Source organism: Spiroplasma endosymbiont of Seladonia tumulorum, assembly GCF_964020235.1.
Classification (GTDB): Bacteria; Bacillota_I; Bacilli_A; order Mycoplasmatales; family Mycoplasmataceae; genus Spiroplasma.
Genome location: NZ_OZ026545.1, coordinates 1,661,713 through 1,688,458 on the forward strand (window position 1 = coordinate 1,661,713; position 26,746 = coordinate 1,688,458).

General features: G+C 28.6%; 40 protein-coding genes, 1 pseudogene and 1 riboswitch. Of the genes and pseudogenes, 39 read left to right on the plus strand and 2 right to left on the minus strand.

Annotation, left to right across the window (positions count from 1 at the left end; all coding sequences use genetic code 4):
- From AACL22_RS10580 to map, 15 genes are all read left to right on the plus strand, one after another.
- A complete protein-coding gene (locus tag AACL22_RS10580; RefSeq protein ID WP_004028437.1) occupies positions 1-186 on the plus strand; it encodes a type Z 30S ribosomal protein S14 in 186 nt (61 codons plus the stop codon).
- Between the two features lie 19 nt (positions 187-205).
- The gene (rpsH, locus tag AACL22_RS10585; protein WP_422397489.1) at positions 206-595 is read left to right on the plus strand and encodes a 30S ribosomal protein S8; all 390 of its coding nucleotides are present in this window, start codon (positions 206-208) and stop codon (positions 593-595) included.
- 24 nt (positions 596-619) lie between these two features.
- Complete coding sequence (gene rplF, locus AACL22_RS10590; RefSeq protein ID WP_338992024.1) at positions 620-1,159, plus strand: 50S ribosomal protein L6; 540 nt, start codon at positions 620-622, stop codon at positions 1,157-1,159.
- 21 nt (positions 1,160-1,180) lie between these two features.
- Positions 1,181-1,546 carry a 50S ribosomal protein L18 gene (rplR, locus tag AACL22_RS10595; protein ID WP_338992026.1) on the plus strand — a complete coding sequence of 122 codons (366 nt, stop codon included), beginning with the start codon at positions 1,181-1,183 and terminating at the stop codon, positions 1,544-1,546.
- Between the two features lie 18 nt (positions 1,547-1,564).
- Positions 1,565-2,179, plus strand: a complete 615-nt coding sequence (rpsE, locus tag AACL22_RS10600; protein ID WP_422397490.1) for a 30S ribosomal protein S5 — start codon at positions 1,565-1,567, stop codon at positions 2,177-2,179.
- Positions 2,180-2,191: 12 nt separating this feature from the next.
- Complete coding sequence (rplO, locus tag AACL22_RS10605) at positions 2,192-2,629, plus strand: 50S ribosomal protein L15 (RefSeq protein WP_053390521.1); 438 nt, start codon at positions 2,192-2,194, stop codon at positions 2,627-2,629.
- A 26-nt stretch (positions 2,630-2,655) separates the two neighbouring features.
- The gene (gene secY / locus AACL22_RS10610) at positions 2,656-4,056 is read left to right on the plus strand and encodes a preprotein translocase subunit SecY (protein WP_422397512.1); all 1,401 of its coding nucleotides are present in this window, start codon (positions 2,656-2,658) and stop codon (positions 4,054-4,056) included.
- Positions 4,057-4,074: 18 nt separating this feature from the next.
- Positions 4,075-4,713 (plus strand): adenylate kinase, encoded by a 639-nt coding sequence (locus tag AACL22_RS10615; protein WP_338992033.1) that lies wholly within the window; start codon positions 4,075-4,077, stop codon positions 4,711-4,713.
- A gap of 24 nt (positions 4,714-4,737) precedes the next feature.
- Positions 4,738-4,956 (plus strand): translation initiation factor IF-1, encoded by a 219-nt coding sequence (gene infA / locus AACL22_RS10620; RefSeq protein WP_004028446.1) that lies wholly within the window; start codon positions 4,738-4,740, stop codon positions 4,954-4,956.
- 37 nt (positions 4,957-4,993) lie between these two features.
- A complete protein-coding gene (gene rpmJ, locus AACL22_RS10625; RefSeq protein ID WP_004028447.1) occupies positions 4,994-5,107 on the plus strand; it encodes a 50S ribosomal protein L36 in 114 nt (37 codons plus the stop codon).
- A gap of 17 nt (positions 5,108-5,124) precedes the next feature.
- A complete protein-coding gene (gene rpsM, locus AACL22_RS10630; RefSeq protein ID WP_004028448.1) occupies positions 5,125-5,490 on the plus strand; it encodes a 30S ribosomal protein S13 in 366 nt (121 codons plus the stop codon).
- A gap of 18 nt (positions 5,491-5,508) precedes the next feature.
- Complete coding sequence (gene rpsK, locus AACL22_RS10635) at positions 5,509-5,898, plus strand: 30S ribosomal protein S11 (protein WP_338992036.1); 390 nt, start codon at positions 5,509-5,511, stop codon at positions 5,896-5,898.
- A gap of 15 nt (positions 5,899-5,913) precedes the next feature.
- Positions 5,914-6,867: a DNA-directed RNA polymerase subunit alpha gene (locus AACL22_RS10640; protein WP_338992038.1), complete on the plus strand. Its 954-nt coding sequence runs from the start codon at positions 5,914-5,916 to the stop codon at positions 6,865-6,867.
- Positions 6,868-6,882: 15 nt separating this feature from the next.
- Entirely contained in the window at positions 6,883-7,242 is a 360-nt protein-coding gene (gene rplQ, locus AACL22_RS10645; protein WP_338992040.1) for a 50S ribosomal protein L17, read from the plus strand.
- A 74-nt stretch (positions 7,243-7,316) separates the two neighbouring features.
- Positions 7,317-8,060, plus strand: coding sequence for a type I methionyl aminopeptidase (map, locus tag AACL22_RS10650; protein WP_338992042.1), 744 nt, complete (start codon positions 7,317-7,319; stop codon positions 8,058-8,060).
- A gap of 356 nt (positions 8,061-8,416) precedes the next feature.
- On the opposite strand, the gene AACL22_RS10655 is transcribed toward map, so the two are convergent.
- Positions 8,417-8,581: a hypothetical protein gene (locus tag AACL22_RS10655; protein WP_338993073.1), complete on the minus strand. Its 165-nt coding sequence runs from the start codon at positions 8,579-8,581 to the stop codon at positions 8,417-8,419.
- Positions 8,527-8,661, minus strand: a complete 135-nt coding sequence (locus AACL22_RS10660; protein ID WP_338992044.1) for a hypothetical protein — start codon at positions 8,659-8,661, stop codon at positions 8,527-8,529. Before AACL22_RS10660 ends, AACL22_RS10655 begins: the two co-directional genes overlap by 55 nt.
- Positions 8,662-9,011: 350 nt before the next feature.
- Between AACL22_RS10660 and AACL22_RS10665 the strand changes: the two genes are divergently transcribed.
- The 24 genes and pseudogenes from AACL22_RS10665 (at position 9,012) to AACL22_RS10785 (ending at position 26,356) form a co-directional block, all read left to right on the plus strand.
- Positions 9,012-9,986, plus strand: coding sequence for a glycosyltransferase family 2 protein (locus tag AACL22_RS10665; RefSeq protein ID WP_338992046.1), 975 nt, complete (start codon positions 9,012-9,014; stop codon positions 9,984-9,986).
- 3 nt (positions 9,987-9,989) lie between these two features.
- Positions 9,990-10,724, plus strand: coding sequence for an RDD family protein (locus AACL22_RS10670; RefSeq protein ID WP_338992048.1), 735 nt, complete (start codon positions 9,990-9,992; stop codon positions 10,722-10,724).
- Between the two features lie 38 nt (positions 10,725-10,762).
- Positions 10,763-12,958 (plus strand): ATP-dependent helicase, encoded by a 2,196-nt coding sequence (locus AACL22_RS10675; RefSeq protein ID WP_338992050.1) that lies wholly within the window; start codon positions 10,763-10,765, stop codon positions 12,956-12,958.
- Positions 12,959-13,084: 126 nt separating this feature from the next.
- Positions 13,085-13,348 carry an HPr family phosphocarrier protein gene (locus AACL22_RS10680; RefSeq protein ID WP_338992052.1) on the plus strand — a complete coding sequence of 88 codons (264 nt, stop codon included), beginning with the start codon at positions 13,085-13,087 and terminating at the stop codon, positions 13,346-13,348.
- A gap of 136 nt (positions 13,349-13,484) precedes the next feature.
- Positions 13,485-14,441 carry a tRNA (adenosine(37)-N6)-threonylcarbamoyltransferase complex transferase subunit TsaD gene (tsaD, locus tag AACL22_RS10685; RefSeq protein WP_338992054.1) on the plus strand — a complete coding sequence of 319 codons (957 nt, stop codon included), beginning with the start codon at positions 13,485-13,487 and terminating at the stop codon, positions 14,439-14,441.
- A gap of 5 nt (positions 14,442-14,446) precedes the next feature.
- On the plus strand, positions 14,447-15,262 hold the full coding sequence (locus AACL22_RS10690) for a MurR/RpiR family transcriptional regulator (protein WP_338992056.1): 816 nt from the start codon (positions 14,447-14,449) through the stop codon (positions 15,260-15,262).
- Positions 15,263-15,528: 266 nt separating this feature from the next.
- Positions 15,529-15,999: a MurR/RpiR family transcriptional regulator gene (locus AACL22_RS10695; protein WP_338992058.1), complete on the plus strand. Its 471-nt coding sequence runs from the start codon at positions 15,529-15,531 to the stop codon at positions 15,997-15,999.
- Positions 16,000-16,186: 187 nt separating this feature from the next.
- A pseudogene (gene deoD / locus AACL22_RS10700) lies at positions 16,187-16,896 on the plus strand (purine-nucleoside phosphorylase).
- A 20-nt stretch (positions 16,897-16,916) separates the two neighbouring features.
- The gene (asnS, locus tag AACL22_RS10710) at positions 16,917-18,284 is read left to right on the plus strand and encodes an asparagine--tRNA ligase (RefSeq protein ID WP_338992064.1); all 1,368 of its coding nucleotides are present in this window, start codon (positions 16,917-16,919) and stop codon (positions 18,282-18,284) included.
- A 148-nt stretch (positions 18,285-18,432) separates the two neighbouring features.
- Positions 18,433-18,729, plus strand: coding sequence for a helix-turn-helix transcriptional regulator (locus tag AACL22_RS10715; RefSeq protein ID WP_338993074.1), 297 nt, complete (start codon positions 18,433-18,435; stop codon positions 18,727-18,729).
- A gap of 163 nt (positions 18,730-18,892) precedes the next feature.
- Positions 18,893-19,120, plus strand: a complete 228-nt coding sequence (locus tag AACL22_RS10720) for a hypothetical protein (protein ID WP_338992066.1) — start codon at positions 18,893-18,895, stop codon at positions 19,118-19,120.
- A gap of 91 nt (positions 19,121-19,211) precedes the next feature.
- Positions 19,212-19,382, plus strand: a complete 171-nt coding sequence (locus tag AACL22_RS10725) for a hypothetical protein (RefSeq protein ID WP_338992068.1) — start codon at positions 19,212-19,214, stop codon at positions 19,380-19,382.
- A 173-nt stretch (positions 19,383-19,555) separates the two neighbouring features.
- Positions 19,556-19,849, plus strand: a complete 294-nt coding sequence (locus AACL22_RS10730; protein WP_338992070.1) for a hypothetical protein — start codon at positions 19,556-19,558, stop codon at positions 19,847-19,849.
- Between the two features lie 10 nt (positions 19,850-19,859).
- Complete coding sequence (locus tag AACL22_RS10735; protein WP_338992072.1) at positions 19,860-20,072, plus strand: hypothetical protein; 213 nt, start codon at positions 19,860-19,862, stop codon at positions 20,070-20,072.
- 70 nt (positions 20,073-20,142) lie between these two features.
- Complete coding sequence (locus AACL22_RS10740; RefSeq protein WP_338992074.1) at positions 20,143-20,703, plus strand: hypothetical protein; 561 nt, start codon at positions 20,143-20,145, stop codon at positions 20,701-20,703.
- Positions 20,704-20,818: 115 nt separating this feature from the next.
- Positions 20,819-21,178, plus strand: a complete 360-nt coding sequence (rpsP, locus tag AACL22_RS10745; RefSeq protein WP_338992076.1) for a 30S ribosomal protein S16 — start codon at positions 20,819-20,821, stop codon at positions 21,176-21,178.
- Positions 21,179-21,203: 25 nt separating this feature from the next.
- A complete protein-coding gene (locus tag AACL22_RS10750; protein ID WP_338992078.1) occupies positions 21,204-21,455 on the plus strand; it encodes a hypothetical protein in 252 nt (83 codons plus the stop codon).
- Positions 21,456-21,947: a 16S rRNA processing protein RimM gene (locus AACL22_RS10755; RefSeq protein ID WP_338992080.1), complete on the plus strand. Its 492-nt coding sequence runs from the start codon at positions 21,456-21,458 to the stop codon at positions 21,945-21,947.
- A 1-nt stretch (position 21,948) separates the two neighbouring features.
- Positions 21,949-22,680, plus strand: coding sequence for a tRNA (guanosine(37)-N1)-methyltransferase TrmD (gene trmD / locus AACL22_RS10760; RefSeq protein WP_338992082.1), 732 nt, complete (start codon positions 21,949-21,951; stop codon positions 22,678-22,680).
- A gap of 25 nt (positions 22,681-22,705) precedes the next feature.
- On the plus strand, positions 22,706-23,062 hold the full coding sequence (gene rplS, locus AACL22_RS10765) for a 50S ribosomal protein L19 (RefSeq protein WP_422397491.1): 357 nt from the start codon (positions 22,706-22,708) through the stop codon (positions 23,060-23,062).
- A gap of 66 nt (positions 23,063-23,128) precedes the next feature.
- On the plus strand, positions 23,129-23,974 hold the full coding sequence (locus AACL22_RS10770) for a ribosome biogenesis GTPase RsgA (RefSeq protein WP_338992084.1): 846 nt from the start codon (positions 23,129-23,131) through the stop codon (positions 23,972-23,974).
- 58 nt (positions 23,975-24,032) lie between these two features.
- Positions 24,033-24,923, plus strand: a complete 891-nt coding sequence (gene ylqF / locus AACL22_RS10775) for a ribosome biogenesis GTPase YlqF (protein WP_338992086.1) — start codon at positions 24,033-24,035, stop codon at positions 24,921-24,923.
- The gene (locus AACL22_RS10780) at positions 24,916-25,539 is read left to right on the plus strand and encodes a ribonuclease HII (RefSeq protein WP_338992088.1); all 624 of its coding nucleotides are present in this window, start codon (positions 24,916-24,918) and stop codon (positions 25,537-25,539) included. The genes ylqF and AACL22_RS10780 overlap by 8 nt, the downstream gene beginning before the upstream one ends.
- A 199-nt stretch (positions 25,540-25,738) precedes the next feature.
- On the plus strand, positions 25,739-26,356 hold the full coding sequence (locus tag AACL22_RS10785) for a DNA-processing protein DprA (RefSeq protein WP_338993078.1): 618 nt from the start codon (positions 25,739-25,741) through the stop codon (positions 26,354-26,356).
- 258 nt (positions 26,357-26,614) lie between these two features.
- Positions 26,615-26,712, plus strand: a riboswitch (purine riboswitch).
- Positions 26,713-26,746: the final 34 nt, after the last annotated feature.

Here is a 26,746-nt window from a genome sequence, read left to right on the forward strand (position 1 = left end):
ATGGCCAAAAAATCATTAAAAGTTAAACAACAATGCCATCCAAAATTCAAGGTAAGAGGTTATACTCGATGTGGAAACTGTGGACGACCTCATGCTGTGTTACGTAAATTTGATTTATGTCGTTTATGCTTTAGAAATTTAGCAAGTAAAGGACAAATTCCTGGGGTTAGAAAAGCTTCATGATAGAAAGAGAGACTAATTAATTATGATGATTGATACAATCGCTGATATGTTAACAAGAATTCGCAATGCTAATCAACGTTTACACAAAAGTGTAAAAATGCCGTCAAGTAAAATGAAAGTAAGAATTGCTGAGATTTTGAAAGAAGAAAGCTATGTCGAAGACTTTAAAGTATCAGGAGATATTAAAAAAGACTTAACGTTAACTTTAAAATATAAAGGTAAAACAAAAGTTATTTCAGGATTAAAACGAATCTCAAAACCAGGTTTAAGAGTTTATGTAACCGTTGAAGAAGTACCTCAAGTTTTAAATGGGATGGGAATTGCAATTATTTCAACAAACCAAGGAATTATGACAGACAAAGCAGCAAAACAAGCTCACTTAGGTGGGGAAGTTATTGCTTATGTGTGATAGAAATATTTAAAGGAGAGTAAAACAATGTCTCGAATTGGTAATAGAGAGCTAAAAATTCCAGTTGGTGTTGAAGTAACAATTCAACCAAATAATGTTATTGCAAAAGGCGCAAAAGGACAATTAGAACAAGCAATTCCAAGTGTTATTACTGTTGCCGCCAAAGAAGGTGTTGTGACAACAACTAGAGCAAATGATGTGAAACATAGTAAGCAATTACATGGCACAATTAATTCTTTAATTCAAGGAATGTTAGAAGGTGTCAGCAAAGGTTTCAAAAAAGAATTAGAAATTAATGGAGTAGGGTATCGTGCGGCGTTAGCTGGTGATAAGTTAACGTTAAGTTTAGGATATTCTCATCCAATTGAATATAAAATTCCGCAAGGAATTACAATTACACTTCCAAAACCAACACAAATTATTGTAGAAGGAATTTCAAAACAATTAGTTGGGGAAGTAGCTGCAAACATCAGAAATTATCGTAAGCCAGAACCTTACAAAGGTAAAGGAGTTAAATACAAAAACGAACACATTATCCGTAAAGAAGGAAAATCTGCTGGTAAATAGCAGAAGAAAGGAATATCAACAATGGCAAATTTACAAAGTCAAAGTCGTAGTGCAAAACGAAAAAGAAGACATTTTCGTGTTCGCGCCAAAATTAATGGTACAACAGTTGTTCCTCGTTTAAATGTGTTTAAATCAAATGGGCATTTTTATGCTCAATTAATTGATGATGTGAAGCAAAAAACAATTGTTGCAGCCTCAACATTAAAAATGGCTGGTTTAAAATCAACAAGCAATATTGCAGCGGCAGAAAAAGTTGGCGCTGAAATTGCAAAAAAAGCACTTGATAAAAAAGTTACAACGGTAGTATTTGATCGCGGTGGATATTTATACCATGGCAAAGTAAAAGCATTTGCAGAGGCTGCTCGTAAAGCAGGACTGAAATTTTAAAAGGAGCAATAAGAAGATATGGCAGAGAATAAAACAGATTTAAAACCAAATACAGGAAACTCAGCTCAACCAGCAGCAAAAAAAGAAGGACCACAACATAATTTTCGGCAAGGCAATCAACGTTTTGAACGTAATAATGATCGTCGTGGTGATGAAAATATGTTTGAAGAAAAAGTCGTAACAATTCGTCGGGTTACTAAAGTAACAAAAGGAGGACGTCATTTCCGCTTTGCGGCAGTTGTTGTGATTGGTGATAAAAAAGGTCGCGTTGGTTTTGGGACTGGAAAAGCAAACGAAGTTCCTGATGCAATCAAAAAAGCAATTAAAGAGGCAAAAAAACAATTAGTAAAAGTGCCACTAGTGGGAACAACTGTTCCACATGAAGTTATTGGTCATTTTGGAGCAGGAAAAGTATTAATTAAACCAGCTCGCAAAGGGACAGGAGTTATTGCTGGCGGACCAGCCCGAGCTGTGATTGAATTAGCAGGTTTAGCAGATGTTTATACAAAATCATTAGGATCAAATACCCCAATTAATATGATTCGTGCAACATTAGATGGTTTAAGTAATTTACGAACAATTGATCAAATTGCAAAATTACGTGGTAAAACCGTAGAAGAGTTACAAGGATAAGAGGACAGAACAATGAAATTAAACGGATTACAGTATACTGATGGAGCTCGTCATAGTAAGAAACGACTAGGACGAGGAACTTCATCAGGATTAGGAAAAACAGCTGGTAAAGGACATAAAGGGCAAAATGCTCGCACCGGTGGTGGTGTTCGCCCTGGATTTGAAGGGGGACAAACTCCTATCTTCCGTCGTTTACCAAAGGTTGGTTTTACTAATTTAACAACCAAAAAATATGTCTTATTAAACTTAAGTGATTTGGAAAAATTAGGATTGAATGAAATTAACCATCAAACATTAGTTGCCAAAAAAGTGCTAAAAAATGAAAAAGAATTAATTAAAATCTTAGGTAATGGTACAATATCTAAGAGTGTTAATGTTAAAGTTAATAAAGTTTCGCAAACTGCAAAAACAGCAATTGAAAAAGCTGGAGGAAAAGTGGAGGTAATATAGTGAAAACTAAAGCGAAAAAAAGAAAAATGACTCGCCATAATCGCGAGGTTGACATTGTTAAATCATCAAACTTTTTTGTTAAAAATAAAGATTTGATTAAACGAATTTGTTTTACTTTATTAATTTTAGTTTTAATTCGTTTAGGTAGTTATTTAACAGTCCCAGGCGTAAAAATTTCACCTGACTTTCAAGATTTATCAAACAATGATCAGTTCTTTAGTTTGATTTCAATGTTAGGAGGAGGAACGCTTGGAAAGTTTTCAATTTTAGCTTTAGGAGTATCACCATATATTACTGCTTCGATTATTGTACAGTTATTATCAACTGATGTAATTCCGCCTTTATCACGCTGAGCAAAAAGTGGAGAACGTGGGCGGAAAAAATTAGATCGCTTAACAAAGTGATTAACAATTCCATTTGCAATTATGCAAGTAATTGCCACAATTTTTACTATGGCAAACCAAGGCATTATTTCTCCAAAATGAGATTCATCTGATTTTGGAACGGGAAGTTCAATCTTTTATTATACATTAGTTCCAACCGCTTTAATTGCAGGAACAATGTTAATGCTTTGATTAGCAGATCAAATGACAATTAGAGGGATTGGTAATGGGGTTTCATTAATTATTTTTGCTGGAATTGTTGCGCAATTACCAAATAATTTACAAACAACTTTTAAATTCTGAATTTCAGGACAAGAAGACATTAACTTATTATTTGATGGAATTTTAAAATTCTTAGTGTATGTTGTAATGTTCTTATTAGTGGTTTTATTTGTTGTAATGTTAAATGAATCAGAACGGAAATTGCCAATTCAGCAAACAGGAAGTGGTTTGGTATCTGGAAATGAAGAAACCCGCCCCTTCTTACCATTAAAAATTAATTCCGCTGGAGTTATTCCCGTAATTTTTGCCTCGGCATTAATTTCAGCCCCAATTACTGTTGCACAGATTATTAGTGTAAGTAATCCAAATAATGGTTTTGTGCAATTTACCAATAATTATTTATCGTTTAGTACATGACCAGGAATTATTATTTATGCAATTTTAACAATTTTATTTACTTTCTTATATTCACAAGTACAAATGAATCCTGAAAAAATTGCTGAGAATTTTCAGAAGGCCGGAACCTTTATTCCTGGTGTTCGCCCTGGGAAAGAAACTGAAAAATACATTAAGGGAACAATTAACCGTTTAAGTATTTTAGGGTCAGTCTTTTTGGCGGCAATTGCAATTTTACCTTATGTGATTAGTAAATTAACAGCTTTACCAAGTGCATTAGCAATTGGAGGAACAGGATTAATTATTATGGTATCAGTCGCATTAGAAACAATGCGTCAAGTTAAAGGACGAATTACGCAACAAGCGTTTATTGATAAAAAGTTGCAACAATTAACGGATGATACTAAAGATTCATATTTATGATAGAAAGCCAGAGGAAAGTTAATGCGAAATTTTATTTTGTTAGGAGCTCCTGGTAGTGGAAAAGGAACCCAATCAGACCATTTAGTTAAAAAGTTTGGTTTTACGCATATTTCAACCGGTGATATTATTCGTGATAATATTAAGCAAAACACACCATTAGGTATTTTGTGTCAACAGTATGCTGACCAGGGAAAATTAGTTCCTGATGATATTATGATTCAAATGGTTGAAAATCATTTACAAACAGTAACTGGTGATTTAATTTGAGATGGTTTTCCGCGCACAATTGCGCAAGCAAAAAAATTAGATCAATTATTGCAAAAACTAAATAGCAAGGTTGATCATACATTATATTTTGAAATTGATGAAGCAAAGTTAATCGAACGAATTACGGGACGTTTAACTTGTCCAACTTGTGGACGAACATATCAAAAAACAGCAGTGCCCCCAAAAGTGGCATGAGTTTGTGATGATGATCAAACCCCATTAGTACAACGTAAAGATGATAATGAAGAAAAAATTAAAATTAGATTAGCGGCATATCATGCTGATACTGCACCGTTAATTGAATATTATTTAAATCAGCAAGTATTAACCGTTATTGATGCTGATATGGAAGGAAATGCTGTCTGAGACCAAATTATGGCAGTTTTAAAATAACGGAGATTGGAGGTAATAGATAAAATGGCCAAAACTGATTTATTAGAAGTACAAGGAACAATTTTAGAAGTATTACCAAATACAATGTTTAAGGTGCAATTAGAAAATGGTGCAACTATTTTAGCTCACGTTTCGGGTAAAATCCGGATGAATTACATTCGCATTTTACCCGGCGATACAGTAGTTGTTGAAATGTCACCTTATGACTTAGAACGTGGGCGTATTGTTTTTAGACATAAATAAACAAAATAACAAAAATTTTGGTAAAGGAGAATACACGATGAAAGTAAGATCATCAGTTAAAAAAATCTGCGACAAATGTCGTGTAATTAGAAGAAAAGGGCGTGTGATGATAATTTGTTCACAGCCAAAACATAAACAACGACAAGGTTAAAAAGGGAGGAAAAGAACATGGCACGTATTGGCGGAGTAGATATTCCAAATGATAAGCGCGTAGTAATTGCGTTAACATATATTTATGGAATTGGAAAACCACAATCACAACAAATTTTAAAAGAAGCAAAAATATCAGAAGATATTCGTGTGAAAGATTTATCAGAAGATGAATTAACAACAATTAGAAATGAAATTGCAAAATTAAAAACCGAAGGAGACTTACGACGTGAAGTTGCCTTGAATATTAAACGTTTAATGGAAATTGGTAGTTATCGTGGAATGCGTCATCGTAAAAGTTTGCCAGCACGCGGACAGTCGTCAAAGCAAAATGCACGAACAGTTAAAGGACCACGTAAAACAGTTGCTAATAAGAAAAAATAGTAGATAAGGAGAACAATTATGGCTGTTAGAAAAAAAACGAATAAGAGAAAAGTTAAAAAAAATGTCCTAAAAGGAATTGCACATATTCATTCAACTTTCAATAATACAATTGTTACCCTTTCTAATGAAGCGGGTAATGTCATTTCATGAGCATCAGCAGGAGCAATGGGTTTTAAAGGAAGTAAGAAGTCAACTCCTTATGCTGCCCAAATGGTTGCTGAAGCAGCTGGAAAAGCAAGCCAAGAACACGGAATGAGTAGTGTTCAAGTTGAAGTAAAAGGGCCAGGCCCAGGGCGTGATGCTGCGGTACGGAGCATTCAAGCAATTGGATTAGAAATCACTTCAATTAAAGATGTAACGCCAATTCCTCACAATGGGGCACGTCCACCAAAAAGACCAAGAGGATAGGAGAAAGATTAGGCGATGAAACAATTTATTAGACCAGAATTTAAATTACAAGCAGAAGATAAAGCCAATAATTACGGAAAATTTTTAGTTGAACCGTTAGAACGAGGATTTGGTGTTACATTAGGAAATGCGATACGTCGAACATTACTATCAGCAACACCAGGAGCCGCTGTTTTTGCTGTTCGAATTAAAGGTGCCTCGCATGAATTTACTGCTATTCCCGGTGTTGTTGAACATGTTACAAAAATAATTTTAAATATTAAAAATTTAGTATTAAAAATTAATCAAGATATTATTCCAGATGGAGAATCAGTAATTTTAAAAGTAGTTTCTTCAAAAGAAGGAGAAATTTACGCAAGAGATTTAGTTGTCCCAACTGGAGTAGAAGTTATTAATGGTGATTTATTATTAGCAACAATTGCTAAAGGTGGAGAATTAGACTTGGAGCTATATGCTCGTAATTCACGTGGGTATAAATCATTTACAGATAATAAAAAAGAAAAGAAATATGCTGATTTAATTGTAATTGATTCAAATTATTGTCCAATTCAGCGTGTGGCATATAATGTTGAACCAACAAAGGTGGGGAAAAATGCTGACTTAGAAAAATTAGAATTAGAAATTCAAACTGATAGTTCAATTACGCCAGTTAACGCTGTTGCAATGGCAGCAAAAGTTATTACTGAGCATTTAGAATTCTTTGTTAACTTGAATGAAGCAATTAAAGCAACCCAAATTATTTCATCTGAAGCAGAAGCGGAAGAAGATGAATTAGATCGTAGCATTGATGAACTAGAGTTTACGCAACGTTCACAAAATTGTTTAAAAAGAGCAAAAATTGATATTTTACGTGATTTAGTTTCAAAATCAGAAGATGAAATTCAAGAAATTAGAAACTTAGGGAAAAAATCATTAACAGAAATTAAAGATAAAGTGGCCCAATTAGGTTTACACTTTCGACGTGATTAAGAGAGGTGAAAAAGGATGTCATACCAACAAAAAAGAGGGAAAAATACTGCATGAAGAAATGGCTTAATGCGTAATTTAGCAACCGAATTAATTATTAATGAACGGTTGGAAGTAACAGAAACACGCGCCAAAGAATTACGCCGTCATGTTGATAAATTAGTGACACTAGGAAAACGACAAGATTTACATGCTCGTCGTCGTGCTGCTAGTTTTTTACGTGATATTGAGGCAAATGAAAAGGAAACCGCATTACAAAAATTATTTAATGGCATTGCCAAAAAAAATAAAACTCGTAATGGTGGTTATACACGCATTTTAAAATTAGATAATCGTAAAGGAGATAATGCTCCGATGGTGATTATTGAATTAGTCTAACCAAAAAAAACTAACTGTTGTGTCGTTAGTTTTTTTCTTTTTATGATAAAATAAAATCTGAAAGGAATTTAACTATGATTACAATTAAAACAGACCAAGAAATTGAATATATGCGCAAAGCTTGTTTAACATTAAAACAAATTCATCAAGAATTAAAAGCAATGATTAAACCAGGAATAACAGGCGTAATACTTAATCATCGCGCAGAAGAAATTATTCGAGCAAATAATTGCCAACCAAATTTTAAAGGTTTATATGGTTTTCCCGCGGCCATTTGTGTTTCTTTAAATGAAGTTTTAATCCATGGGATTCCAAATCATACACCATTTGTGGAAGGTGACCTTGTCTCTGTTGATGCGGGTTGTTCATATGAAGGTTATAATAGTGATGGTGCTTTTACTGTAATTGTTAGAAAACCGCGCACAACAGAACATGTGAAGTTATTAACTGTCACTGAAACAGCATTAGCAAAAGCAACCGCAATTTTGAAACCAGGAGTACGAATTGGTGATATTGGTGAAACAATTCAAACATATGTTGAAGGAGAAGGTTTTTTCTTACCAACTGAATTTGCCGGCCATGGAATTGGGCGTGAATTACATGAAGAACCAATGATTCCTAATGTTGGAACAGCAGGAGTAGGAATGCGCTTACAAGCTGGAATGACGATTTGTATTGAACCAATGGTTCAAATTGGAACTAAAGCAATTAAAATGTTAGATGATAATTGAACGCCAGTGTCAGCTTTAAACTTATGTAGTGCCCATTTTGAATATACAATTTTAATTACTCCGACTGGATATGAAGTTTTAACTTAATTATTTTTAAAAATAATAACCGTACCAAATCCTTAATAAAGTATTTGACCCATTTTTTAATTTTCTTGTGAATGAATTGAAAAATTGGTAATTATTGTGTACCATAAATGAGTAGGGCTTTATGTTTAACATGAAGGGAGCTATTATGCGATTTAAACAAAGAAATTAAGTTTGAAAAATTAATATTTTTGGCAAACATATTAAAGCTGGAGCAGGAAAACGAAATCCGTTTGATTATGCCCGAGTTAAAAAATGACCCGAGAATTAATTAGAAAACAACGATTAGAAGCAAAAGCAAATAAAAATAATAACTATCAATTTTAAAAAACCATACTTTCTTAGTATGGTTTTTTAAATTATTTATTAAGTTGATAACTATTTTTAATTTTTTGATAAATCATTGTTTTGTAATCTTTATCAAGAAAGCTAATAAATGTAAAAACACCAACAAAATGATAACCAATACCTAATTTTTTTCATTTAATTTTGCAAAAGTAATTAATTGGGTTTGACGTTCTAATTGTTTTTCACCTAATTTTTGTTGTTTTGTCTGATCATTTGTGTCATTAAAATAATAAATATAATTTCAGTCATCGGACATATAATTCGCATATCTTTTTTTTAATTGCTAATGCTTTTGGGGTGAGAGAAACAATATTAGGAAATCAAACTTGTTGATAATGATTAATATTATAGCCACTTGTTAAAGTTGAAAGCTAATTTTCATCAGTAAATAAGGTGCTCAAGACATCAAAAATTGTTCGAAATATTATTTTATCATCAGTTGTAATTTCTTTTTGTTGCAAAATTTTTTGTAATGTTTCATTTGTCATTTGATGAACCCTTCTTTTTAAACTTGTAAATTATTTTACTTTTCTAATATAATAATTATACTAAAAAGAGATAAAATGTTATAATTATGGCAAGAATTGATTGAGAGAGGGGATTAGAATGTTTTTATCATTTCTTATTGTAGTACAAAATAATCAGACAAAATTAATGAAGACTTTACTATCAATTAAGGAACAAACAAGTGACGATTATGAAATTGTTTTAATTAATGATAATGGATTCCAACCAAAATCACCACTCTTAGAATTTATGAATGAATGCTTTTATAATAATATTGGTAAACAAATTCAAGTAATTACAAATTTACGAAGTCAAGGCTTTTCATATGGTATTAATACTGCTATTTCAATTGCACAAGGAGATTTTTTTATGATTGTTGATGAAGGACAGACAATTCATAAAACAGCAGTTGCAGTTTTAAAAGAAAAAGTTGAAACATATCAAGTTGAACATAAAAAAGTTGATATGCTTGAATTTAGGTTACATTATGCGAATTCAAAGGAAAAAAGTGAAATTTGAAATAAATGTAATGTTTTACTGTCGCCTAAAACTAATAAAGAAGTGTTAGCATATGTTAATTGCTCATTTTTTACAAAGATATTTCGTCGAAACCTTATTTTACAAAAAAATATTACATTACTTGATTATCGTCGTACTGATACTTTCTTTATTTATAACGCATTAGTTTATACTGGGGGATATGTTGCAATTAAAGATGTGCTAGTTGATTATGAATTAGGAATTGTCAATTATAGTGTTTTTGATTTAATTAAACAATGAATTTATATTTTTAATTTATATCGTGATTTAAATTTATATCGTGAATATCAAGAAGAATTAGAGTATGCTTTTATTCGCTTTTGCTTAGTAACATTTTTAGAAATTGTTAGTTTACAAAACAATAAAAGATTATCAATTAAAGCTATCCATAGTGCCGAAAATAAATTAGAACGTCGTTATAAAAGTTTTATGAAAAATAAATATCTTAAAAATGTAAAAGAACCACAATTTAAAATGATTGTTGCTGATATTAAAGGTTTTATTAAACATTGAAAACTGGAAAATACAAAATAAATAATGCAAGAATTAGCAAACAATAAAAATTCAGCTGCTACGATGATGTCAAAACCAGAAGAAGAATATCAGCTTCATCAATTAGCGCGTCCAGTTCGTGTGATTTTTGTTCGTTTCTTTGATATTATTTTAACGAGTTTAATTCCCTTAGTATTAACTTTAACGATGAAGTATTGAGATCAAGCTCGAACAATTTGAACGCCTATTTTAGTTATTGCTGTTACTTTTGTTCTTTTCTTTCTTTATTTTGTTCTTATTCCTTATTTTTGAGATGGTAAAACAATTGGAAAATTTTGTTTTCAAATTAAATTAGTTACGAGTGAGGCAAAATTAAAGTTAGCAGTTATTTTTACCCGTGAATTATTTATTACATTTTTACCTTGATTTGTTGTTTTATTGACAAATTTAAGTTTAAATTTAATTTTTGAAGTTAGTTTAAGTGATTTGTTTCGGACAACTAATAAAAATCCAATTGCATTAATTATTATTCGAACTATCACAACAATTTATTTTTTATGATACCTTGGTTTAATTTTTGGTTTAGTGTTAAATCCAAATCATCAAATTTTATTTGATCGTCATTTTCATTTATTTACTGTCAAGAAAAAACCAATTCCTAAAAAAGAACCAACAATACCAAAAGAATTAATAACAAGAAAAACAAAACATATTCATTTACAAGAAAACCAACCAGGAAATATTTCTGATGAAATTTTAAAAGAAATTGATGAATTATAGGGTAAAATGTAATTGTTTGTAAAGAAAGGCAGAATATCATGGTCAATGAATTTATTGAAAGTTTAAATCCAAATCAACGCGAAGCTGTTTTAAGAATTACTGGACCAGTGCGAATTATTGCTGGAGCTGGAAGTGGTAAAACACGCATTATTACTAACAAATTAGCATATTTAATTAAATATGCTAATTTGCAACCATGACGCATTTGTACTGTTACATTTACTAATAAAGCTACTAATGAAATGAGAGCCCGTATTGTTGAGATGATTGGAAATAGTGGCCAGCGTTGTATGATTGCAACTTATCATGCCCTATGTGCTCGTATTTTACGAGAAGATATTATTCATTTAAATTATGATCGTTATTTTAATATTATTGATATGGCAAACCAAGATAGTATCATTCGTAATATTTATAAAACATTACCTATGAAATATGATGCACAAGAAGCAAAAATGGTAAAAAATTTTATTTCGAAATGAAAAAATGACTTTATTAGCCCTAATAGTGCAAAAGCATCAGCAAATGGTGATGAAATGCGATGAGCAGAAGTTTATGACACTTATGAAAAACGTTTACGAGAGATAAATAGCGTTGATTTTAATGATTTAATTTTATTAACATATAAGTTATTTAAAAATAATGGGGAAGTATTAAAAAAATGACAAAATCGTTTTGATTATTTTTTAGTTGATGAATTTCAAGATACCAATGAATTGCAATTTGATATTATTAAATGATTAGTCGGTGATAATCACAATATTACTATTGTTGGGGACCCTGATCAAACAATTTATTCGTGACGGGGAGCAAAAATTAATTTAATTTTAAATTTTGATAAATATTTTCCGCATACACAAACAATTGTTTTAAATGAAAACTATCGGTCAACACAAAGCATTTTATCATTAGCTAATAATTTGATTATTCATAATAAAAATCGGATTGAAAAAGATTTATTTACTATCAAAACTTCAGGGCAATTACCAATTTTATATCACGGTGCTAATAGTAGTGATGAAAGTGATTTTGTAGCTCGTAAAATTAAAACTTTAATTAAAGAAGAAAATTATGCTTATAATGATATTTTAATTTTATATCGTGCCAATTACTTATCACGTGATTTAGAAACGGCCCTTGCTGATTATGGTCTTTCATATCGTATTTTTGGGGCTTTTAAATTTTATGAACGAAAAGAAATTAAAGATGCACTTGCTTTTTTAAAAATAATTATGAATAATGATTCTTTAGCCATTGAACGGATTTTGTTGTTAACACCAAAAATTGGTCCAAAAGCATTTGAACAAATTATGCAAATATTAAAAGAGCAACAAATAATGTTTACAACATTACTAGAGCAACATTTTGATTTATTGCCATTAAATCTTCAACATAGTTTAAATAAAGTGCGAAAAGCAATTGTCCTAGCATTAGCACAATTACCAACTGCTAAATCAGTTGAAAGTTTATTAGTTCTTCTCTTAGATAAAACAGGTTATTTGCAGCGTTTACGAGATAACTATGAAGAAGAACGAGAAGAAAATATTTTAGAATTAATTGCGTCAGTTGGTAAATTTGATCAGCAAAATAAGGAATTAGCAGGAACAGAATTATTAAGTGAATATTTACAATTAATTTCATTACAAACTGATAGTGATAGTGATAATTTAACTGATAATACTATTTCTTTAATGACAATTCATAATGCAAAGGGATTAGAAAAAAAGGTTGTTTTTATTGTTGGTTTAAATGAAGGAATCTTTCCAACAACACAAGCTATTAAAATGGGAACTGAACAATTAGAAGAAGAGCGTCGAACCTTATACGTTGCCATTACAAGAGCAGAAGAATTGTTGTTTATTAGTTATGCTGATGGTTATTCATATATTACAGGTAATGAACGCTTTGAATCACGATTTATTAAAGAGTTAGATAACGATTTTTATGAAAAAGTTAATAGCGAAAGATTGTTTAGTAAGCCAAAGTCAATTACTATTTTTTATAATAATCAAAGTGAAAAACAATCAAGAACTGTCTTTAATCTTAATAAAAACATTGAATCAGCTTTTAAAACTAATCCATGAAAAGTAAAAGATATGGTTAGTCATGAATTATTTGGAATTGGAGTTGTTGTTAAAATTATTGCGCAAAATGTCCAAATTGTTTTTCCGCATCCTTATAATGTCAAGATTATTTCAGCAGATAGTCAAGCAATTAAAAAAGTGGAATCATAAAAGAAAATAACAATACCAAATATTTGAAATTTTTATTTAAAAACATAAAAAATTGTTAAGGGATAATATACTTATTTTTGTTTTTTTTGATATAATGAGTTAGTATATTTTAAAGGAGGAAATCTAATGGCATCATTTAAAGCTGTTATCACTGATCCTGTTGGGATGCATGCACGTCCAGCGGCATTAATTGTAGGAGAAGCAGGAAAATACCAGTCAGATATTACTATTTTCTCAGGAGGAAAAACTGGTAACTTAAAATCAATCATGACTATTATTGCATTGGGAATTCATCAAGGTGCAGAAGTAAAAATTGTTGCAAGTGGTTCTGATGAAGACGCTGCAATTGCAGGGATTGAAAAAGTAATGAAGGATAACAAGGTTATTTAGGGTAATTTTATTAAATATACAAAAATTAAAAAATAATAGATTTATCTATTATTTTTTTGTATATTTTTGTTACTTGTTTCTTTCTTAGTATTTTTTTAAGGAAAAATTATTATATAATAATGAGGAGGTGGATGAAATGGTAATTCTTGCAATTGAGACAAGCTGTGACGAAACTAGTATTGCTATTTTTAAGAATGGAAAAATTTTAGCAAATATTATTTCATCACAAATTAAGGAACATACAAAATACGGTGGAGTTGTGCCAGAACTTGCTTCGCGGTTACATTTAAAAAACTTTTCTTATGTTCTACTTGAAGCTTTGCAAAAAGCTAATATTCATATAACAGAATTACAATACATTGCATACACAGCAAAACCTGGTTTAATTGGAGCACTACATATTGGGAAAACAATAGCAGAAACATTGTCTAATTATTTAGAAATTCCAATTTTACCTTTAAACCATTTATATGGTCATATCTATGCTAGTGCAATCGATAATGATTTTTTATTTCCTCTTTTAGCAGTGCTAGTTAGTGGTGGCCATACTCAGTTAATATTAATGAAAAAACATTTGAATTTTGAAATTTTAGGCTCAACATTGGATGATGCAATTGGTGAATGTTATGATAAGGTTGCTCGAATGCTGGACTTAGGGTATCCGGGCGGACCTGTTATTGATAAGCTTGCAGCGACAGGAACAACAACACAATATCACTTACCACTATCATTAAATGAACAAAGTTATAATTTCTCTTTTAGCGGATTAAAATCAGCTGTAGCTAATTTAATTGCAAAAGAACAACGTAATACTAAAATTAACTTGTCTAATTTTTGTGCGACATTTCAAAAAACATGTGTTGATATTATTATGCGAAAAACAAAATTAGCAATTCAAAATTTTCAGCCTCAAATGGTTACGTTAGTCGGTGGAGTTTCAGCTAATAGCGCATTACGAGCAGCAATTTTAAATTTAGCAACACCAAATTTAAAAATAGTTATTCCAAAATTAGAATATTGTACTGATAATGCTGCAATGATTGCTCGCTTAGCAGCACAAGAACTACTGGAAAATAACATAAAAGGAGATTAGATAAAATGGCATCATTTTTATCAAAATTAGAAACATTCGATTCAAAGAATTTTACTAAAAAAGAAAATGAAATTATTAAATATATTAAAGAAAATATGAAGGAAGTAACAACAATGAATATTGAAGTTTTAGCACAACAAGTAAATACTGGTTATAGTGCAATATATGGTTTGTTACGAAAAATGCAGATTAATGGTTATCGAGACTTTTTAATTGCGATTGCTGCTGATATTGAAATTAAATCATTAAATTTTGAAAATATGGAGAGTCTAATGAAGAAAACATATTTTGATATTCTTAATCAAAATGATACGATGATTGATAATGAAAAGATGAATCAAACAATTAATGCAATTAAAAAAGCATATCGAATTTTTGTAATTGGGATGAGTTCAACAAATGCATTGTCACAAACATTAGCGCTAGAATTATATCGTTTTGGTTTTAATGCTTTTAATCTAAATGAAAATGAAGAAGACTTAATGGTTCGTTCTCGGATTATGAATAAAAATGATTTAATTCTAGCTTATTCATTATTTGGTAATAATGAAGCAGTTAACAAAGCATTAACAATTGCAAAAGAAAAAGGAGTAACGATTGTAGTAATTTCTGGGAAAGATATGTCAAAAGCAGTTAAATTAGCAAATTGGTCGCATATTATTTCAACCCCAAATCAACGAGTAAATGATTATAAAATTTATGTTAATAAATTATTACCTTGAATGTATTTTACTGATGATTTAATTAATAAAGTCTGGTCATCAGATATTGTTGATAAAGATTTTGTAATGGCTCAACAAGATAATCGTTGAAATTATTAAAACAATGGATAATATTTTAATTCTCTCAAAATTATCAATGATTCAAGGAACTTGCACAAAAAAAAAAAAAAAAAGAAATTAAAATTGCAAACTATATTCGTGAAAATATTCATAATATTTGAAACCTTAAAATTGAAGGTTTATCAAAAGCGACTGGAATCGGTTATTCACCAATTTATTCTTTAATTAAAAAGTTAGGCTTTATTGGTTATCGTGATTTTATTATTGCAATAGTTGCAGAACAAGAACGTTTAGAAACCAATAATTTGCATTTAGATAAAACAGAAAGTATTTTTTTATATTATCAAGATATGCTAGAGCGTAATCAACAAACTTTTGATGATGTTAAGTTTTTAAACACAGTTACCTTATTAAAAAAAGCGAAAGGAATTTATTTAGCTGGTTTAGGAATTTCATCTTTAGCAGTAAAAGAACTAGCTACCCGTTTATTTAGTTTTGGCTTTACTTGTAGTTTGTTGGTAGAAAATGAAAATAATATTATTACTCGTGCCAGTTTGATACAACCAGATGATTTATTAATCTGTGTAAGTTTAGAATGAAAAACAATGGCTGTAATAGCAGCAGCTAAGGAAGCCAAAAATAATGGGGTAAATGTAATTGGTGTTACATCAAAATATAATTCGGATTTATCAAAATATACTGATATTATGCATACTGTTGTTTCTTCAACTTTATATGAAAAAATGAAATTTTTATTTCTTCTTTATTACCATTAATATATTGAAATGATAATTTAATTAAAGCGCTTTTATTTATTAATAAAGAGCACCAATATTTAGAAAATCGGATTAAAAGTAATAAAATTTTAAAAAATATTGTTAAAATTAAAGGAACTAATGTTCTTTTTTTTTTTTTTATAGTACAATATAAATTAAATATAAAAAATGTTAAGAGGGAATGAAAATGACACCACATATCAATGCTAAACAAGAAGAAATTGCTGAAACAGTTTTAATGCCCGGAGATCCATTACGAGCAAAGTTTATTGCGGAAACTTTTCTCGAAAATATAAAATTAGTGAATGAAATTCGAAATATGTTTATGTACACCGGAACTTATAAAAATAAAACAATTACAATTGCTGGAAGTGGAATGGGATGTCCTAGCATTGGAATTTATTCATATGAATTATTTAAATTTTATAATGTTGATAATATTATTCGAATTGGTTCAGCAGGTAGTTATGATGCTGCACTAAAGATTTATGATATTGTTAACGCAACAACAGCTTATGGCGAAAATAATTATGCTAGAATTGTAGCAGGAATAGAAGATGATGTTTTAAATTCTTCACAACATCTTTTTGCAACAATTGAAGGAGTTGCAAAAGCAAAACAAATTAAAACTTTTCCTGGAATTGTTCATTCATCTGATGTTTTTTATCGTAAAAATGATGATGATTGAAAAAAATTAAAGCCAAGTATAAGACAGTATGTGTTGAAATGGAAGCATTTGCTTTGTTTGCAAATGCCTTAGCATTAAAGAAAAATGCAGCAATATTATTAACAATTTCTGATTCCTTTATTACTGATGCTGTGACAACAGCAGCTGAGCGGCAAAATAATTTTTACCAAATGGTAGAATTAGCATTAGAAAGTGCAATTAAATTATAAAAGAAAAAAGGAGAAAAAATATGACAACAGTTTTAGAGCTATACCAAGATCAAGTTAAAGATCAAAGTGAAGTTACAATTTTGGGGTGAGTTCGTTCTAATCGCAGTAGTGGTAAATTAGGCTTTTTAGTTATGAATGATGGAACAGTTTTTAATAATGTGCAAATTGTTTATAAAGCGGAGCAACTTGCTAATTTTTTAGCAATTAGTAGTTTACGAATTTCATCAGCAATTAAAGTAGTTGGAAAGTTTTGTGTAACAACATCTGCCAAACAACCATTTGAAATTCAAGCATCCGTAATTGAAATTCTTGACGAGGCAAGTGAAGATTATTCATTACAAAAAAAAGAGCATTCTTATGAATATTTACGTGAAATTGCTCATTTACGTGCAAAAACAAACACTTTTAATGCGGTGTTCCGAATTCGTAGTAGTAGTTCTTTTACAATTCATGAATTTTTTAATAAAAACAATTTTATTTATGTTCATACACCAATCATTACCGGAAATGATGCTGAAGGTGCTGGCGAATCATTTATTGTAACAACAAGAACTGATAATAATTATAATGAAGATTTTTTTGGGAAAAAAGCTAGTTTAACTGTTTCAGGTCAACTTCATGCTGAAGGATTTGCACAAGCTTTTCGAAATGTTTATACTTTTGGTCCAACATTTCGTGCTGAAAATTCTAATACAACAAGACATGCTGCTGAATTTTGAATGATTGAGCCTGAAATTGCTTTTATTGACCTGGAAGAAAATATGACATTAATTGAAAAAATGATTAAGCATATTATTAATTATTTATTTATTAACAACCATTATGAACTTGACTTTTTAAATAGTAATGTTGATGATAAATTATTGGAAAGATTAAAAAGTGTTTTAAATGATGAATTTGTTTATTTATCATATACAAAAGCAATTGAAATTTTGCAGAAAGCTGTTACAAAAGGTCAAAAATTTGAAAATCCAGATATTTTTTGAGGAATGGATTTACAAACTGAGCATGAAAGATATTTGTGTGAAATAGAAACAAAAAAACCAACCTTTTTATTTAATTATCCGAAAGAAATTAAAGCATTTTATATGAAAATTAATGATGACAATAAAACAGTTGCTGCGTGTGATTTACTAGTACCAGGAATTGGAGAATTAGTTGGCGGTAGTGTTCGTGAAAATGATTATGATAAAATTGTTAGTCGTTGTAATGAACTAAAAATTCCAACGACAGATTTACAATGATATATTGATTTACGAAAATATGGTTATTATAAAAGTGCAGGTTTTGGCTTAGGGTTTGAACGTTTTATCATGTATGTGACAGGAATGACAAATATTCGTGATGTGATTCCCTTTCCACGTACGCCGCGAAACTTATTATTTTAATTTGATGCATATAAAAATTTTATTTAATTATAAAATTTTTTTTGTTATAATTTTAGCATTGCATAGATAGGGGGACATAAAATATTTAACTTAGTTACTTATGATAATATGAAAGGAACATATATAAATTAACGAAGTTATTAAACAATTACGAATTCATAAAGGATTAACTCAACGTGAATTAGCCAAAATGTCAGGGTTACAACAATCGACTATTTGTCGAATTGAAAAAGATTGTTCAAAAACAAGTTGAAATAAAATTTTAAAATTACTTGTTGCACTAAAATTAGATGTTAAAAAATTTATTGACAAATTATATACATACAATGAATACAAAGTATATGAATTTTTATCATTAATTATTGATAACCCCAAAATTCGTAAAGAGCTTGATCAAAATCCACGATTATTAGCATTAAAAGTATTACGAATTTTTACTAATTAAGAAAAAAGTTAGATAATTTTGTCTTACCATGCAGTTGAATTAACTATGAAAATAAAATAAAGACCTAACAGGTCTTTTGTGTTTTAATAAACGGTTTAATAAAAAAATGATATAATAATGCTATATATTAATTATTAATTATAGCAATGTGAGGAATAAAAAATTGATTTGAGATTATTATTTTATCTTTGATGGTAACGGTAAAGAACAAAATTTACGATGTATTTGTAAAACAGCTACTGATGCAGAACGAGCGTTAGAAGATTGTTATTTAGATAACAAATATAATGCAGATATTATTAAAGCAATTTCATTTTGTTTAATATTTACATTTGATAGTACAACTGATAATTACGAACTAAACAAGCAAAAAAACAGAAGACTTTATTAAAAAGTTACCAATTTGTCAACAATGTAATCGTGTTAAAAGCAAATTAGCTCGTTATCAACTTTGTTCAGAATGTGAAAGTGAATTAGTTGGTTTGGAAATTTTTCAATGTGATTTATGTAAAAAACATTGTCTTGTTTGAGATGATTTTAATCGCGAATTATTTGGAAAATTATTAGTAAATAATAAAGAATATATAATTTGTTTTAAATGTGCTGCACAAAATTTTCAAAAGGATACAAAAACAAAAGGAATGAAAAGATAGCGAATACAATTAAAAATTTATATATTGTTTTTTTACACTGATAATGCTGATACTCCTAACCAAGGGAAAGTTGTTAAAGTTTTTACTGATAGTAAACTAGCAAAAAAATATTTGTTAACAAAAGTTAATTTAAATGGAAAAAAATTACAAAGGATAATAAATGAATTTTAAAAGTGTATGGTTATGTTGGATCTAATGATTCTTATGAATATTCAAAATGAGAAACAACTCAATTTAAAAATATGGTTGTTAATTGTATCCATTGTCATCAATATTTTTTACGAGAAAATAATGCCAATATGTGTGATGAGTGTTTAGGACAAGTGAGACAGGTCTTAAAAGAATGTGAAGTTTGTCATAATTTTTTTAATCCAGTTGGGATTAAATTTGTTTTAAATGGTGATGTTTTTCCCTCTTTAGCTTGCCAAGAATGTTCACAAATATTATTACATAATATTAATTATTAGGAGGTTTTTTATGTTAAAGTGAAATACTAAAATTTTATTTTATGTACAATTAAGTGTTTTATTTTTAATTTTATTTTTTTTAATTACTGATTTAGTGTTAGCAATAATTAGTCCACAACCTCAATTTCGTAATTTAGGATATGCAGAACGAGTATCAAATTATTATTCGTTTTTTACAACGCAAACTAATTATATTGTTGTTGTTTATTTTTTTTTTATTTAAAAACAAGTTTAAAATTCAAAGTCCTAGTTATTTAATTAAATTAGCTGTGACAACATATATTACAATTACAATGGTAGTTTTTTGACTTGGAATTTTTACAAGTACACAAGATGTTAATCAATACAATGTATATGCTTGAATATCGACAATTGTTTTGCACTTAGTAATTCCAATTAGTATGATTATTAGTTATATTTTAACAGCCGGAACTTTTGAATATAATTTAAAACAACATTATAAATTAGCATTATGATTAATTTTAATTTATCCAGTTTGTTATTTTATTGTAATTTTAATTCGAGGAACATTGCGTCATTTAGATAAGAGACCACCTGATACTTGATATCCTTATTTTTTTCTTAATGTTTTTCAAGAATGGGGATGATTAATTTTAACTTTTTCTTTTATTTGTATTTTAACCTTATTCATTGGTTTACAATATTTATATATTTTTTTAAATAATAAGTTACATTCTAAATATCAAGGCGAAACATTAAACAAACGTGTAAATGAAAAAATATTTGGAATTAGTGGAAAAGGGATGACATTACATAAAAAAGATGTTTTTATCCCACAATTAGTGTTAAATGTTTTTAAAAATGATTTTTCTGAAGAAGGAAAATATGATTAGCAAAAAATAAAGTGTTAAGTTAAAAAACTTGACTCTTTTTTAATTTCAGGTATTATATAAAGGATGTTAAGTTTTATAGTTTAACATGAACGCAGAATTAGAAAGGAAATTATTAATGGTAAAATTACGTTTAAAAAGAATAGGTAAAAAGAAAGCAGCATTCTACCGAATTGTTGCAACAGATGCTCGTGTCAAACGTGATGGAAAATATATTGAGTTAATTGGAACATATAATCCTATTAATGGTGATGTGAAAATTAATCATGATCTTGCTTACAAATGATTATTAACAGGAGCACAACCAACTGATACTGTTCGTAATTTGTTAAGTAAAGAAGGTTTAATGACTAAATTGCATAATGAAAAATATGCTGCTAAAAAAACAAAGAGTACAAAAGAAAAGGCAGCAACAGATAAAAAAGCAAAGGTAACAAAGAATCCGAAAGCAAAGACAACAACAGATGCCAAAAAATAGTTGTAATTAAGTGTGGTGTTAATTAATGTATATTACTGAACTTAAAAATTTAATTAATCCGTTAATTTGTCAAAATGATAATGAATTATATTATGAAATTCGCCAAATGCCATCGACAAACGTAGGAGAAATTAATTTATTAGTAATGTGTAATGAAGAAGTGTTAGGATATGTTGTTGGTAAAGCAGGAATAATTGCTAATAGCTTAAGAACTTTATTAAATATTAGAGCACATGTTGATCAAAATAAAGTTAATATTAAGTTTGAGGTTTTATAGATGGAAACTTTGTTAAAAATTTTTAAACTTAAAAAGCCCCATGCAATTAAAGGTGAACTTAAAGCAACTTTATTAATAAACATTAAAAATATAAATAAATTGCTTAATAAATTAATGTTTATTCAAATTCAAATGATGTATACGCCAGTAACATTAATTAAAATTACTGCTACTAAGCAAGATTATATTTTAAAGTTTAAAGAGTTTACTAATATTAATGAGGTAATAGCTTTTAAAGAATGCTATTTATTTGCTCAAAAAGCAGATTTGAATTATACAAAAGTTATTAATCAGGAAAATTTAATTAATTTTACAGTCTTTCATAATCAAAAAAAAATTGGGATTTTAGTAAATCAATTTGAAACTAAGGCACATCTTGTTTTTGAAATTAAAACAACAGATGGTACATTAATGATGATTCCAAATGTTGATGCATATGTTGAACAAGTTGATCTGCAACAACAAGAAATTATTTTAAAAAAGGTGATTTAAAATGAAAAAGTTTACAGTGTTAACTTTATTTCCAAAAATGTTCAATAATTTTATGACAACATCAATTATTAAAAAAGCACTTTATGAAAAATTAATTGCAATTAAAATTGTTGATATTCGTGATTATAGCATTGGCAAACATCATCAAGTTGATGATTACCAATATGGTGGTGGTGAAGGAATGGTTTTAATGATTGAACCATTAGTAGCAGCGATTAAAGCTCGCCAAACAAAAGATAGTGTAACAATTTTGTTAACACCACAAGGTAAGCAATATGTGCAAGAACAAGTGCAACAATTTGCAGCAAATGATAATGATTTAATTTTAGTTTGTGGGCATTATGAAGGCTTTGATGAAAGAATTTTATATTATATTGATTATGAATTATCAATTGGTGATTATATTTTAACTGGCGGTGAATTAGCTAGTATGGTTGTAATTGATAGTGTTACTCGTTTATGCAAAAATGTAATTAATACACAATCACATCTCAATGATTCTTTTTCTAACAATCTATTAGATTATCCTGTTTATACAAAACCAGTTGAATATGATGGCCATTATGTTCCTGAAATTTTATTAAGTGGTCATCATCAGAAAATTGCCCAATGACGAGAATATGAAGCATTAAAAAAAACTTGATTAAAACGTCCCGACCTTTTAGAAAAAAAAATTTTAACCACAGAACAACAAATATTATTAGAAAAAATTAAAAACGAAAAAAAGGTTTAACGACCGTAGAAAGGAAAAAACAGTTATGAAGATGAATTTAACAGAAGAAATTACAAAAAATCAACTTCGTAGTAATTTGCCACAATTTTCTTCAGGAGATACAATTAAAGTACATTATAAAATCCAGGAAGGAAATAAGTTTAGAATTCAAGCTTTTGAAGGAGTAGTAATTAAGTTACAAGGTAGCGGAATTGCAGAATCAGTTACAATTCGTAAAATTAGTAATGGAGCTGGCGTTGAAAGAAAATTCCCTTTACATTCGCCATTAATTGATAAGATTGAAATTGTAAAATATGGACGAGTTCGTCGTGCTAGAATTTATTACATGCGTAATCGAACTGGTAAAGCTGCTCGAATTAAAGAGATTATTAAAACAAAATAACCCTAAAAGACTGATAAAGTCTTTTTAATTTGTATTAAAATAATAACACAAGGAGGAAACACAATTATGTGTGATAAGAAATTTTCAATTCCCAAAGAATTTATTAAAAATAATAAGAGGGTTTATAAACTTGCTGAAGCAGCTGATGTTATTATTGAAGTAGTTGATGCAAGAATTGCACATTCTGGTGCTAATCTTTTAAATTATGCGAAATTAAATGATGTGAAAAGAATAATTTTATTTTCAAACACACAAAAAGCTGATGTTGAGCAAACAAAAAAATGAATGGAATATTATCATAGCCAAGAAATTTATTGTCAAATGTTATTATGTCATGAAGAGCAAACTAGTAAAGAATATCAGCGGTGTTTAGCCAATTTTAAGAAACTTTTAAAAAAGTATGCTAATAAGAAAATATTAATTATTAGTTTACCAGATAGTAATAAAGAACTTTTATTAGAAAAAATATTTGATAATAATGAAACATTTGAAAAAGGAAGAGGAATATTTTTTACCCGTGAAAAAATTTATCGTTATAATAATGTTGAATTTATTGACACAGTACCAATTACAGGGATTAATTTTTCTCAACCAGATGTTTATTGAAATACACAAATTTTAGGACTTTTAAAAATAGAGGATAATACAGAAATAGTAGCAATTAAAGCATTCCAATTGTTATTAACAAAATATCAAAAAAAATTAGAAACAGCATATAGTGTTCGAATTCAACAAAAATCATCAGTAAAACAAATTGTTAAAGAATTTATTAAATTAATGACAACAAATTTATCTTTACCAGATAGTGAAACAACCGATAATTTACTTCTATGTGCTAAATTTTTAGAAGATATTAAAAAAGAGAAGAAAATTCCCGCAATTTCATTGGAATGAGTTGAAGATTATGTTTAATAATTTTTATTTAAAATGATAAAAATTATTAAAAAAAGATTAAAAGGAGGAAAATAAAATGACAACAAATATTCATTGGTTTCCTGGCCACATGGCAAAGGCAATTAAACAAATTGATGAGCAAAGTAAATTAATTGATTTAGTAATTGAAATTGTTGATAGTCGAATTCCGTTTTCCTCTTCAAATCCATTGGTTGATAACTTACGTGGTTTAAAACCAAAGTTAATTATTTTAAATAAAAAAGATTTAGCGGACCCAGTTGCCATCAAGGCATGACTTGAATATTACCAATCTCAACAGATTGCTGTTTTACCATTGGATAGTAAGCATGGCAATATTACAAAATTAATTATTGAAAAAATTTATTTTGTTTTAGCTGGTAAAATTGAACGTGATCAAAATAGAGGAATTAAATCACCAAAACTAAAAGTAATGATAATTGGTATTCCAAATGTTGGAAAATCTACTTTTATTAATGCTTTAATAAAACGAAATTCAACTCGAGTTGGTAATAAACCAGGTGTAACAAAAGGCCAACAATGATTAAAATTAAATCATCAAATTGATTTAGTTGATACTCCCGGAATTTTATGGCCTAAAATTAATGACCCACAAGTAGCAATGAATTTAGCTTTTACACGGTCAATCAAAGAAGATATTTTACCAAAAGAAGAAATTTGCTTAGCTGCAATAAAATGAATGCATAAATATTATTTTTCTTTGTTAGCGAAGCAATATCATCTTTTACCAAGTGATAATTTTGATGTAACAGATGAACAAAAACTTTTTGAATTATTATTAGTAATGCAACAAAATCGTTTTCATAAAGTTGATGAAGATAATGTTAATAATATTGTTACTGATTTTTTAAATAATTTATGAAATAATAAGTTTGGTTTAATGTCTTTTGAGTTTCCACCTGGAAGAGGAACAATTAATTATGAATAAATTTGAACAAGAGATTTTAATGTCATATCCTAATACAACAATTATGGCAGGAGCTGATGAAGCTGGCCGCGGGTGTTTAGCAGGTCCTTTAGTTGTTAGCGCTGTTATTTTACCGCTAAATTATGTTAACGATAAAATTAAGGATAGTAAAAAATTAACACTAAAGCAACGAAGTAAATTAGCAGATGAAATTATGTCTATTGCAATTAGTTATACGATTGAGATTATTTCTGTTGCAATGGTTGAAACTTTGAATCCCAAGCAAGCAAGTATTATTGGTATGCAACAAGCAATTGATAATTTAATGGTTAAACCAGATATAATTTTAACTGATGCAGAAAAGTTAGGACCATCTTATCATCACCAAGCAATTATTAAAGGAGATAGTCTTTCACAATCAATTGCGGCAGCTTCAATTTTAGCAAAAGTAACAAGAGATAATTTAATGCTCAAATTTGATCAAGATTATCCACAATATGATTTTAAAAATAATAAAGGGTACGGAACCAAAAAACATTTATTAGCATTACAAGAATTTGGAATTACATCATTGCATCGGAAAACTTATCGCCCTGTTCGTGAAGCTATGTTAAAAAATAATGTTAATTATAAATAAAAATAACAAAAGTAAAACTGTTAATGTTATATTTCTTATATTAAGAAAATTCTAATTATTAAATAGAAAGGAATTAATATGCGTCAAGTTTTGCTTTTTTTTTGCTTTAAAATATGATGGGGACTGACTTAAAATTTATCAAGCCTTAGAAACAAAAGAAAAAATTGCTTATGAAGATTTAATTAATATTGAAACTAAAATAACATGTCGTTATGTTACTATTATTGATCGTGAATATCCAAAATCATTATGCAATATTTATCGACCTTCCTTTGTTTTATTTTATGTTGGTGACTTGGCTGTTTTAAATAGTCAAAAACATAAATTAGCAATTTGTGGAACAACAGCACCAAATAAAAGAAGACTAATGACAACTAAGATGTTAACAAAGAAAATATTAAAGCGAAAAATAACTTTAATTGTTACTTCAGAACCAGGCATTAATGAATGTGTGGTTAAAAATCTTGGTAATGGAAGTAGTATTTTAATTCTTAAAAATTTAAATGATTATGAACAAATGACAAAACAATATCCTAATACAAAATTTCAAATCATTATTGCTGAAGCATACCAAAATAATGTTAATAAAAGTCAGTATGAACTTTATCGGATTATGTCAGGATTGATGGATGGTGTTATCATTGTTCAATCAAGTTTAGATGATGAAACACATCGAATTGTGTCATTGGCTAAACATGATGAGAAAGAAGTTTTTTGTTTTCCAGCTCAAATTACTGTTGCTAATAAAAACAATGGTTTTATTAAAAACGGAGCGCAATTAGTAGAAAATGTTGATGACATTTGTGGGAAATTATAATTTTGTAAAGGAACATAGATTAATTTATGTAATCATGTTAACGAATAAAAAAAAAAAAAAAAGAATTCATTTTTAACAAAAATGTATAATGTATATACCATATACATTTTTTATTTATGCAAATTATTTTAAACTCTTTTCACATAAAAATAATTCTATGAGATGGTGATTAAAATTTATAATTATTTAATTAAATTACCTAATTAAAGTTTTATAAATTATCTTGCATTAATTTTAAGAATAAGTTATAGTTAACGTGTGATAAAAAAATAAAATGCTGATATATGTTAGTATTATGGACTAATGTTTCTACATCTTACCGTCATTAAGATACTATAGGGCATAATTTTTTTTGTTTTATTTTCGTAAATTTAACAAAAATAATTTGCA